Genomic DNA, 11,554 nt, shown 5'->3' on the forward strand with positions numbered 1-11,554 from the left:
CCGTCGAGCCGCCGAACTTCCCGGATCCCGTCGAGCCGCCGAGCTTCCCGGTTCCCGTCGAGCCGACGAACTCCCCGGATCCTTGCGAGTCGCCGAACTTCCCGGATGCTGTCGAGTTGTCGGGGGCCGGGGCGGGCGTGCCGATTCGGGCGACCACGGTGGAGCCCGCCTCCCGTACCGTGATGCTGTGCGAGGCACAGGCGCGAGACTGGGGATCGACTTCGGCACCTACAACACCGTCGCGGTACTGGCGCTGGCGGGCCGGGATCCCCGGCCCCTGTTGTTCGACGGGTCGCCGCTGCTGCGCTCGGCGGTCTGCGCCGATACCGGCGAGCGGCTGCTGGTCGGCCAGGACGCGCTGCACACCGCGCTCTCCCTGCCGCAGTCCTACGAGCCCTATCCGAAGCGCTGCGTCGACGAGGGCACCGTACTGCTCGGCGGCCGGGAGATGTCGGTCGAGGAGCTGTTCGCCGCGCCGCTGCGCCGGGTTGCCAGCGAGGTACGCCTGGTCACCAGCGAGCCGGTCACCGAGGCGGTGCTGACCTACCCGGCCGCCTGGGGTACGCACCGCCGGGGCACCCTGCTGGCCGCCGCCAACAAGGTGCTGCCGACCGTACGCCTGGTCGCCGAGCCGGTCGCCGCCGCCAACTTCTTCGTGGAGGTGGCCGGGCGGGAGTTGCCGGTCGGTCAGTGCGCGGTCGTCTACGACTTCGGCGCCGGCACCTTCGACGTGACCGTGGTACGCCGCGACGTCGACGGGTTCGAGGTGCTGGCGACCGAGGGGTTGGCCGACTGCGGCGGGCTGGACATCGACGCCGCGATCGTGGAGCGGATCGGTGCCACCATCGGCAGCCGGGACGAGACACTGTGGACCCGGCTGACCAGCCCGGACACCACCTCGGACCGCCGGGCGAGCCAGCAACTCTGGGCCAACGCACGGGCCGGCAAGGAGATGCTGACCCGCAGCACCACGACACTGGTGCACGTACCGCTCTTCGACGTGGACCTGCCGCTGGGCCGGGAGGAGTTGGAGGAGCTGGCCGAGCCGGTGATCGCGCGTACCGTGTCGACCACCCGGGCGCTGCTCGGCCGGGTGACCGACGGCGAGTCGTCGGTCGCCGCCGTCTTCCTCTCCGGCGGGTCGAGCCGGATGCCGGCGGTCGCCACCGCGCTGCACCGGGCGTTGGACATCGCGCCGAGCGTGGTGGAGCAGCCGGAACTGGTGGTGGCCGAGGGCAGCCTGCGCATCCCGCCCGGCTCCGGCGGTCCGGCCGCCGTGGAGGCGACTGATGCGACCACTGTGGACTCGACGGCGGCGCTGCCGACCGCCGAACTCGCCGGCGCTGGGAGGCCCGGTGGGCGGGCCGGCCGCTGGACCTCGCTCCGCCGGTCGCGGCGGGCAAGGCTCGTCGGGGTGGGCCTGACGGTCGCCGGCATCGTGGGCGCGGCCACCGTCACCGCCTCGCTCGCCGCCGGCAACGACCCGGATCCGGGTACCGGCGCGGGCGCCGCGCCGACGTCGAGCCTCTCGGCCGGCCCGAGCCCGTCACCGACCCCCGTCGTCACGCCCACGGTGACCGCCGCCGGAGTGGACAGTTGCATGGTCGGCGTCTGGCGGCTGACCAGTACGCAGCACACCAACAAGATCGACAACCGGAACGTGGTCTTCAGCGGCACCGGCGGCACCCTCCAGACCTACACCGCGAACGGCAGGGTCACCCTGGACTTCAACAAGAGCCAGGACTCGTCCGCGACCGTCCGCGGGGTGAAGTGGCGCCAGCGCACCAGGGGTACCGCGAGCGCCAACGTCTACCACCGCAACGGCCTGGAGTACGTCAGCAACGTACGGGCCAAGGGGACGATCACGCTCTACCGGGGCAGCAGCCGCAACGTCACCGACCCGCTGTCCCTGGTCCTCGAACCGAGCGAGTACATCTGCACCGGCGACACGATGAGGTTCTTCGGCGGCGACGGCAGCAGCGAGTGGGTCCGGGTGCGCTGAGCCCCGCCGTACCGCCCGGACGAGGCCGGTCGAGGCCGGTCCCGACACCGCCCGCGCCGGGGCTCAGAACAGGGTCAGCGGCTCGGCCGGGATCGGCTCCGGCAGGGCGTCGAGTTCCGGTACCCGGGCCCGGACGTCGTCGTGGAACCGGCGGGCGAGCATCGGCGCGTCGGCGTTGTCCGGGGTGTGCACGAAGACCGTCGGCGAGCGGCCCTCGCGCAGCCAACCTGCGGTGACGTCGATCCACCGCTGCCAGCCCTCGACGGTCCGGGCGGTGTCGTCGCGGCCGAGGTACCGGACGATCGGCCGGTCGGTCAGCGCGACCGACCGGAGCGGCATCCGTGGCTTCTTGGTCCAGGCGTCCCGTTCCGCGTCGCTGGTCGGCGGGCTCCGGAAAAACGCGGTGGTGTCGAACGGCACCCACTCGGCGTGCGCGGCGACGAGTACCCCTTCGAGCAGCCGCGTCGCGCGGGGGTCGGTGAAGAAGACCGGATCGCGGACCTCGACGGCGTACCGGTGGGAGTCGGGGAGCTGCCGCAGGAAGCGGGCGAGCACGGGCACGTCGTCGGGGGTGAACGATCCAGGTAGCTGGATCCAGAGCGCGTGCGCCCGTGGGCCGAGCGGCTCGATCGCGTCCAGGAAGATCCGCAGCGGTTCGTCGACGTCGGTGAGCCGGCGTTCGTGCGTGACGACCTTCGGAATCTTGACCACGAACCGGAAGTCGGGGTCGGTCTGCCCGGCCCACGACGCCACGGTCTCCCGGGCCGGAGTCGCGTAGAAGGTGGTGTTCCCCTCGACCGCGTCGCACCAACTGGCGTAGGACCGCAGCCGCTCCGACGGCGGCAGCGGGTGCGCCAGGAAGCGCCCCTGCCAGGACTTGTGCGTCCACATCGCGCATCCCACCGAAAGACGCATCCCGATCCTGATCCCTCCCGGAGCTGTCACCAGGTCCGAGGCACCCCGCCCCGGAACCACCCGCATCAGGCGCCGTCCGCCGCCTCACGCCGTCCGCCGTGTCGGGGTCGTCCGCCGCGTCACGCCGCACACCGCCTCACGCCGCCCGCCGCGTCAGGTCGTCTGCCGCACGGGGAGAACCGTATACCGGTGCCGGGTACCCGGCGGGCGGTGCGGCGGGCTGGGTCGCGCAGGTGTCGGTGACCGGTCCGAGGGTGCGGGCGGCCGCGCACGGCTTGACCTCGCCCCAAGGGCGGGCCGCAGACTCGGGACGTGGAACGGAAGTACCTGCGAGCCGGGGAGTTCGGCGCGGCCGGTCGGCTGTCGCCGAAGGCCCTGCGGCTCTACGCCGAGCAGGGCCTGCTCGTACCGGCGAGCGTCGACCCCGCCACCGGCTACCGCTACTACAGCCCGGACCAGTTGCCCCGGGCCCGGTTGATCGCCCGGCTGCGTCGGCTCGGGCTGCCGCTGGCCCGGATCGGTCCGCTGGCCGACCTCACCCCGGAGGCCCGGGCACTCGAACTGCGCGGTTGGCTGGCCGCCCAGCGCAGCCTGCTCGACCAGCGGGCGGCGGTGGTGGAGGCGTTACGCTGGTCCGGCGCGGAGAGCGGGCTCGTCGACGCCGTCCAGCTCCGGGACGTGCCGGCGACGAAGGTGCTCTGCCGGAGCCGCCAGGTCGACACCACGGCGCTCGATCATGCGATCCGGACGGCCGAACGAGCCATCCGGGAACACCTCCGCTCCTCGGGGCTGGGCGACGGCGGCCCGACCCTCGTGTACTTCCAGGATCTGGTCACGCCGGACAGCGAGGGCCCGGTCGAGGTGGCGGTGCCGTACGACGGCAGCGTCGAACCGGCCGGCGACCTGTACATCCGGTTGGTGCCGGCACACACCGAGGCGTACCTGCCCGCACCGGCGGGGTACGAGGACTTCCCGCTGGTCCTCCGGGTCTACGACGCTCTGGAGGCGTGGACCGACACCCGCCCCGACGTCACCTGCGTCGGCCACCCCTACGAGATCTGTCCCGGCACCGGGGCGGCCCGGTTCGACGTCGCCTACCCGGTCGACGTCGCCTGACCGGCTACCCGATCCCCCGCCTGCCCGATCCCCGCCTGCCCGATCCCTGCCTACCCGGTCTCCCTGACCGGTCCTCGCCCAACCGAAAGGCTTCCCGTTGCGTCACCTCCCGTACGTCGGCAGCGGCCCGTACTGCTATGCCAACTCCTTCGCGATGCTGCTCGGTGAGGAGTCTCCGTCGACCGCCGTCATCGAGGTCGCCACCGGTGGCCCGTTCGGCATGCAACTCATCGGCGGCACGACGGTGTTCTTCGACGCGTACGGCTGGAATCCCGAGCTGGGGTTCGACCAGGCGCTCGAAGCGATCGGCTGGACCTCGACGGTCAGCAGGGGCGGCGACGCGGACGAGGCGCTCGCCCGGCTCGCCTCGGCTGCCGCGAAGGGCCCGGTGTGGGTCGGCTCGCTGGAGATGGGCCATCTGCACCACCATCCCGAGATGACCGGACCGATCGGCGCCGACCACTTCGTCGTCGTCCTCGACGTAAACGACGTACGGGTGCTCGTGCACGACCCGCACGGATACCCGTACGCCGAGGTGCCGATCAGCGACTTCATGGCGGCCTGGCGGGCCGAGACCGTGAACTACGGCGAGCCGTACACGATGCGTACCGACTTCACCAGGGTCGCCGAGGTGGCGGACGCCGACGCGATCCGGTCGATCATCCCGACCGCGATCCGGCGGCTGTCCATGCGGACCGAGTTGGAGATGCCGCCCGGCAGTCTCGGCAACGGCGAGGCCGCCGAGCGGGTGGCCCAGATGATCGAGGCCGGCGCCGGTGACGGACTCCGCGAGCATCTGATCTACTTCGCGATCCGGGTCGGCGCGCGGCGGCTCAGCGACACTGCCGACTGCCTGCTGCTGGCCGGGTACCCCGAATCGGCGCAGGTCGCGGCGGCCCAGGCCCGACTTGTCGGCTCGATGCAGTACCCGATGGTGGTCGGCGACCTCCCGGCGGCGGCCGCCGCGCTCCGCGAACTCGCGCCCAGCTACGACCGGCTGCGGGCCGCCCTCACCTGAATGCCTGGTCGGAGTCGGGGCCGGCGGGACCTGATCGTCGTCACGGTTGCCTGTCGCGGCACCCCGCGCCACGGTCTTCCGCACGCCGTCGAGCGGTCTTCCGCACGTCGCCCGATCACCCGGCCCCACTCGTCCGGATGTCCGGGCCGGCGCCGAGGATGTCCTCGCCGAAGGCGGCGGCGAGCGCCTCTGCGATCAGCTCGGGCAGCTCGGTCCGTCCGTCGTCCTCGGCCCAGCGCACCAGGGCCGTGTGCATGGCGGCCAGGCAGGCGCTGGCTGCCGCCTGGGCGCGGAACGCCGCGTCGGGATCGGTCGTGTCGTCCCCGAGCGCGCCGACGATCGCCTGCTGAAGGACGTAGTGGTTGTCTAAATGCTTGGCTCGCAGGGCCGGCGTCGAGATCATCAGCCGGAGGCGGGCGAGTAGGAACTGCCCGTCCGCCGTCAGGCCGGGTCCGCGGCTGCCGGCGGTCAATTCCGTACTCGATTCGACGAGCGCACCGCCGATGCGGCGGACCAGCGGCTGTGCGGCGGACGACGCGGCGATCCGCTCGGCGATGAGGCTGCCGTACTGGTCGACCAGGACGAGATCCTCCTTCGTCGGGAAGTGCCGGTACACGGTCATCGGTGACACGCCAGCGGCTTCGGCGACGTCCGTCATGGTCGTGGCGTCGTACCCGCGCTCGGCGAACAGCCGTACCGCGTGCGCCTGGATCATGCGCTGCGTCTCGGCTCGGCGTTGCGCGCGAAGCGTTGAGTACCGGTCAGGCATGTGGTAGACACTACCGCAGCGGTAGTTACTAACAGTTTGGTAGCTACTAACATCAAGGATGGTGGTTGGCATGGGTGATCTGACCGGCAAGACGGCTCTGGTGACCGGAGCATCGCGCGGGATCGGGCAGGCGATCGCCGCGCGGCTGGCGGCAGACGGGGCTACGGTCATCGTGCACTTCGGCACGGACAAGGACGGCGCGACCGCGACGGTCGACGGAATCACCCGTACCGGCGGTACCGCGCTCGCCGTCCGCGCCGAACTGGGCGTGGACGACGACGTCGAGACGCTCTTCGCGGGGGTCGAGACCGGCCTGGCCGGGCGACCGCTCGACATCCTCGTCAACAACGCGGCGACCGCGCCCGCCGGCCCGATCGGAGCAACGACGCGGGCCGAGTTCGACCACCTCTTCGCGGTGAACGTGCGAGCGCCGTACTTCATCATCCAGCGGGCACTACCACTGCTCCGCGACGGTGGCCGCATCATCACGATCTCGTCCGTGGCGACCCGGATGGCCAACCCCACCCAGACGTCATTCGCGATGACGAAGGGCGCCGTCGAGACGATGAGCATGACCCTGGCCAACCAACTCGGCGTACGGGGAATCACCGTGAACGCGGTCGCCCCCGGCGCCACTCGCACGGCGACCAACGGAGCCGCCTTCGAGGCACCCGGACTGGCCGACCTGGTCGCCGGAACTACCGCCCTGGATCGGCTGGGCGCACCCGACGACGTCGCCGACGTGGTCGCGTTCCTCGCCTCCGACGCGGCCCGCTGGATCACCGGCCAGGTCATCGACGCGAGCGGCGGCCTGTTCCTCGGCCCACGCGTCTGATCAGGGACGGAAAGTGGTGCTCGGGGCTTGACGCGGCAATCGTGGAGTGGGACGAGGCGCTGCGATACCTCGTACCTGACGGCCAGAACCACCATTTCAAGCGTCCGGCGCTATGAACGGTCGGGGTGCCCCGGGCAGGAGCCAGAACGGATCTGCGACGCCCCGTCCGGCTAACACACCGCGTCAGCATCGCCTGATCAGCCACGGTTCACTCACGGAAGGGCCGAAGCGCAGGTCGGTATCCCGCCGGGGCACCACAAAGAACTGTGCGCCAAACACCGGCGTGTTGATCATAGAAGCTAGCTATCCCCTGCCGGCCCCCCGACGGGCGTGACACGGACAAGGATCAGCGGGTTCGTACGCTATCGGGACCATTGCACCCAACCTGTCAGCATTCGAACCCTCAACCTGTACTTGAGGGTCCTGAACTGGCCGTGTCCGCCGTTCATGCGAAAGTACGGCGCGATGGGTATCGAACCCGCCCGGCTTGAGCCTGGCGAATCTCTGAAGTTCTGCGTACGTACTATCGAACCACGTCGGGCAACAGCGGGTGGCGGACCCCTGGCCGGGTTCGGCAGTAGGTGCCTCCGGGTGCCACCGGCGGTTGAGGGGCGCCGAACAGCCGAGCCGACCCGACGCGTGGTCCACAGGCATAGGCGCAGAGGCGATGCTCCTCGTTGTCGAGCGACTAGTAGCGCTTTGCCAGGTCGGCGGGCAGGCCGGGCCAGAGCGCGGATCGGATCCGAGGCCCGAGGCCGTGACCTGCTTGAACGCTGGGCCGCTCGTTGCGGCGCAACGCCCAGCCCGGCGGCGTTCGTGCAGGTCAGCGCGATGTAACAAAGCACTACTAGGCGCGACGGCTGAACAACCGCCCTCGAACCTACCGGGATGCCCACCCCGTTAGCGAAGGCGGGATAATGCTTCCGTGGCTGCCGTTCAGACTCTCGATGAGATTCAGGCGATTCTGCATCGCCTCCAGGGCGAAGAGATCGCGACACTCCAGGTGCTCGGGATCAACTCGATGAAGTCGACCTCGCCCCTCCCGGGGACCGTCGTCGGCGACACGGTCGAGAGCACGTCAGTCGATAACCGGCTCGTCTCCATCACCACCAGCCTCCACGCCATCGTCTTCGACCTCCAGCGGACGGGCAGGATCGTGTGGTTGGACAGCGCTCAGCCGTACGTGATGGTTGCAGGTACCTCGCGTCCCACGGCGCGTCTCCTACTCGCCAGCGGGAAGGGGCTCGACCTGACCGAGCCGGCCAAGACGAAGCGCATCACGGTGACCGTGACGACGCGGGCGTGAGTCCACAATCCTGCACAGATGCCCCGTGCACCGGAACCTCTCGAGCAGCTACTCTGAGCCCAGTGGTTTCGCATCGACGCACGGAGGATCATGAGCCGACAACATCACCCAGTTGACGATCTCGTAGTCTCCTCGAACTTCATCCGGGCGGTCCGCGAGTCTGGGTATCTGAGCTTGTCCACCGCGCTCGCCGAACTGGTAGACAACTCCTTGCAGGCGGGGGCGACGAACATCGCCATCACCATCGACTGGCCCGCCGACGCTCTACCGGAGATAGTCGTCGCGGACAACGGCATAGGTATGTCCAAGGACGAACTAGAGGCCTGCCTGCGGTTCGGGGGCTCGTCGCGGTTCGACGCCCGGGAGTCGTTTGGTCGGTTCGGGATGGGGCTGCCAGCGGCCAGTCTCAGTCAGGCGCGGCGCGTCGAGGTGACGACCTGGCGTGGCGGTGGAGCGGAGCACTGGGTCGCACTCGACGTCGACGCGGTTGCTGCAGGAGCCAGCCCGACCCTAACCGCTCGGCGTGGATCGCGCACGAGTATCAGTACGTCAGGCTGCCGGGTTCGTTGGACGCAGTGTGATCGGATTGAGTACCGTCGCCTAGCGTGGCTGGAGCGCTCCCTGCACCGCGCCCTGGGGCGAATCTACCGGCGGTTTCTCGCTTCCGGTACCGTTATGACGATCAACGGATCGCAGGTGGACCCCGTCGACCCGATGCTGCTCAGCACGAAGGTCGAGCGTGCAACCGCACGGCTCGAGTTTCAGCCGCTTGAGTTCGAGTTGGAGACAAGTACCGGCGAGACGTCGGCAGTGACCGTGCGGTTCGCGATGCTTCCCGTACATCGATGGCACGGCCTGGACAATGCAACCAAGCGTCGCATCGGCATCGTCGGCCAAGGTGGCGTTTCGATTCTGCGCGCTGGGCGTGAAATCGCGAGTGGCTGGCACCTCATGGGCGGGAAGCGCAAGGAGAACTATGACGACTGGTGGCGCTGCGAGATCGAGTTCGAGCCGGCGCTCGACGAGCACTTCGGCATCACCATCAACAAACAAGGCGTCCGTCCGTCGGCCGCGCTGCGTGAGGCGATCGAGCCGGAACTCGAGTCCATTGCCCGCCTGCTGAACGCCCGTGTTCGTCAGGCATTTGAGGAAGTCAAATTCCAGACGGCAGCTGAGGCTTCGTGTCGGATCGCCGCCGCAGCCGATCGCGATCTTCCCATCATCGCCTCCGGGAGTCGAGGCGGTGCGCTGACCTACAGGATCGGGTCGGAGCCGATGCCTGTGGAGTCGATGTTCCGTTCGACCCTCACGCAACGGATGCTCGACCTCACGCTCAACGTCGACCATCCAGCTTTCGCTGCGCTGTATCGCCCCCTTCAAACCATCGAGAGCGAGGCCGCCACGGAGCTTCGGACCTCCCTGGAACTGTTCTTGCTCTCGTTCGCGCGTAGCGCCGCTCAAATGGAGCGGTCCGGCCAGCACTTTGACGACCTGCTCCGAATCTGGAGCAGCAACTACGGACGGATGCTGCGGAAGTCATGACCGACGAAGACGCGAAGTACCTTCCGCTCGTTCTTCCGGTGGGTGCTTCCCGGAAGGAGAGGCAGGGATTCAGCCGGCTTTGCCGGCTGCTTGCTGCGACCAGCTTCGACCCCGACGCTCCGCTTGAGCATGCCCATTGGCTCAAAGCCGCCGAACTCGACGACCTCTATAACCAACCACGGCTCGCTGCAGCGGCGCATACGATCATCGATCTTGTGGACCAGGGCTGGACCATCGACGTCGACAAGTTCGGTCCATTGCTGTGCCCGCCGCAGACCCATGCCGACCGCGAGACGGAGAAGGCACGCGTCCGGCGACAAGAGCACCTTCGGCGCGACGCACAACTTCGCCAGCCAAGCGTGCGGCGCTTCGTCGAGAGTATGGAGCGCACTCATCAACGCGGTGACCGACTCATCTCAATCTTCAACCTCATGCGCGACGGTCGCGAACTCGCGGCCTCTCTGGAGGCCAACCCGGACGCGATCGGCACGATCCGGCCCTACGTGCAGATCGTGGACACTGCGGCGACGTGTGAGCTGACCGGTTTCAGGCTGCACGATATCTGGCGCTACTTTCGCCACACGTGGTCTAACGCCTATTCGACGATTCCTGGACGCTCGATGCCGATCCTGATCCGCGATGCGGCGACCGAGCACCACGCGGTGATCGGACTTGCGGCGATCTCCAGCCCTGTGGTTCAGATTGCGGAGCGCGATTCCTGGATGGGATGGGACACCAGTCAGGTCCTCGCCGCGATCGGGGAAGACCCCACAGACCGCCTGGCCCGCTGGCTGGCCCGACGGATCGAAGTACAGCAGGGTGAGATTTATGTTGACGATCTCTTGCGTGACGGCGTGCTGCAACCGGATGACCTGAAGTGTCCAACGAATGACGTGATCGCTCGGCTACGCGCCGACGCCGAGCGGCACCGCGCCAAGCATCACCGCGGTGGACCTATTCGCGAAGTGCGCAACATCGAGACGGATGCATGGGTCGAACGAGCCGAAACGCACCTGTTCCGCTCGAAGCGCTCAGCGCTGCTTGCCGAAACGCTGGAGATCAGGAGCGTTCTCGGAACCTACTTCGCCCCGAAGCCAACAGCCGCCCGCCTACGGCGAGCCCTGAATGATTCAAAAGCGAGGACGCAGATAGGACGCCTCGTTCGGCGGGCTCGAGGCGAGCGCGTCGGGACCGTCATCGCCGACCTGACCATCTGCGGTGCCGTCGCACCATACAACGCCTTGGCTGCCGGAAAGCTGGTCGGGGCTCTAGCTGTCTCACCCACGGTACTCGCGGCTTACAAGGCCAAGTACCGCCGACCGAGCGAGATCGCCTCGGCGATGGCTGGACGGCCGATCACGCGTGAGGCTCGGTTATCGATCGTCAGTACAACCTCGCTCTACGGGACGGGGTCGAGCCAGTACAACCGTTTGTTCTGGCCAGCCAGCTTGATGGGTGGCCCCGAGCACGCGCGCATGGGTTTCTATGAGCTAGGGCGCTCACGGTCGTTTGGCACGTCGCACTTCTCTGACGAGACTGTGGAGGCGCTGGTCCGCCTTTCAGAACACACGGGTGGGCGCGTACGTGTCAATAGTCTGTTCGGCGAAGGTGTCAGTCCCCGGCTCCGCAAGGTCCGCCTCGGCCTTGCCGCTCTCGGATGGCCTACGAATGAGTTACTTAAACACGGGCGTGAGCGGATTTTGTACGGCGTACCCCTCGTCGCCAACGTACGTGACTACTCTCTTGGAATCGACAAGGAACCGTCGTACTTGATTGAACCCGAGCCAAGTGACGAAGGACAGTCGGTCGCGAAGTGGTGGTTCGAACGTTGGGGACGGAACCGCGCCGCGCATGTGCATGTCCGGGAGTCAATGCGACAGCACCGGCTGATCCGCCCGATTCGGCACGGTGCGCGGGTCCCGCTTTCTACGGGCGACGAATTGCTGCCCGTCGCCTTTAAAGGAGATTTGGTCGCACGCCAAGCCTAGTGCCGCGTGTCTGAAGTGATTTGACGCTATCGCTTCAGTGCTCGATACCGCTTGAGTAGGGCA

The 11,554-nt window shown here is 68.3% G+C and carries 9 protein-coding genes; 7 read left to right on the forward strand and 2 right to left on the reverse strand.

Going from position 1 to position 11,554, the window contains the following annotated elements; translation table 11 throughout:
• The first annotated feature begins 187 nt into the window (after window positions 1–187).
• On the forward strand, window positions 188–2,002 hold the full coding sequence (locus tag Pen02_RS23605; RefSeq protein WP_203868219.1) for an Hsp70 family protein: 1,815 nt from the start codon (window positions 188–190) through the stop codon (window positions 2,000–2,002).
• 63 nt (window positions 2,003–2,065) lie between these two features.
• Here the strand turns inward: Pen02_RS23605 and Pen02_RS23610 are convergent, their stop codons facing one another.
• Window positions 2,066–2,893: a DUF72 domain-containing protein gene (locus tag Pen02_RS23610; protein ID WP_203868290.1), complete on the reverse strand. Its 828-nt coding sequence runs from the start codon at window positions 2,891–2,893 to the stop codon at window positions 2,066–2,068.
• A 336-nt stretch (window positions 2,894–3,229) separates the two neighbouring features.
• Between Pen02_RS23610 and Pen02_RS23615 the strand changes: the two genes are divergently transcribed.
• Entirely contained in the window at window positions 3,230–4,033 is an 804-nt protein-coding gene (locus tag Pen02_RS23615; protein ID WP_203868220.1) for a MerR family transcriptional regulator, read from the forward strand.
• A gap of 97 nt (window positions 4,034–4,130) precedes the next feature.
• On the forward strand, window positions 4,131–5,051 hold the full coding sequence (locus tag Pen02_RS23620; RefSeq protein WP_239141131.1) for a YobF C-terminal domain-containing protein: 921 nt from the start codon (window positions 4,131–4,133) through the stop codon (window positions 5,049–5,051).
• A gap of 115 nt (window positions 5,052–5,166) precedes the next feature.
• Here Pen02_RS23620 and Pen02_RS23625 read toward each other — a convergent pair whose 3' ends face one another.
• The gene (locus Pen02_RS23625) at window positions 5,167–5,820 is read right to left on the reverse strand and encodes a TetR/AcrR family transcriptional regulator (protein ID WP_203868221.1); all 654 of its coding nucleotides are present in this window, start codon (window positions 5,818–5,820) and stop codon (window positions 5,167–5,169) included.
• A 70-nt stretch (window positions 5,821–5,890) separates the two neighbouring features.
• Here Pen02_RS23625 and Pen02_RS23630 point away from each other — a divergent pair, with 70 nt between their 5' ends.
• From Pen02_RS23630 to Pen02_RS23645, 4 genes are all read left to right on the forward strand, one after another.
• The gene (locus Pen02_RS23630) at window positions 5,891–6,655 is read left to right on the forward strand and encodes an SDR family oxidoreductase (RefSeq protein WP_203868222.1); all 765 of its coding nucleotides are present in this window, start codon (window positions 5,891–5,893) and stop codon (window positions 6,653–6,655) included.
• Between the two features lie 925 nt (window positions 6,656–7,580).
• Window positions 7,581–7,961, forward strand: a complete 381-nt coding sequence (locus Pen02_RS23635; RefSeq protein ID WP_203868223.1) for a hypothetical protein — start codon at window positions 7,581–7,583, stop codon at window positions 7,959–7,961.
• Between the two features lie 90 nt (window positions 7,962–8,051).
• The gene (locus Pen02_RS23640) at window positions 8,052–9,503 is read left to right on the forward strand and encodes an ATP-binding protein (protein ID WP_203868224.1); all 1,452 of its coding nucleotides are present in this window, start codon (window positions 8,052–8,054) and stop codon (window positions 9,501–9,503) included.
• Window positions 9,500–11,491, forward strand: a complete 1,992-nt coding sequence (locus tag Pen02_RS23645) for a Druantia anti-phage system protein DruA (protein WP_203868225.1) — start codon at window positions 9,500–9,502, stop codon at window positions 11,489–11,491. Before Pen02_RS23640 ends, Pen02_RS23645 begins: the two co-directional genes overlap by 4 nt.
• The last annotated feature ends 63 nt before the right edge of the window (window positions 11,492–11,554 follow it).

This window comes from Plantactinospora endophytica (assembly GCF_016862915.1).
GTDB lineage: Bacteria > Actinomycetota > Actinomycetes > Mycobacteriales > Micromonosporaceae > Plantactinospora > Plantactinospora endophytica.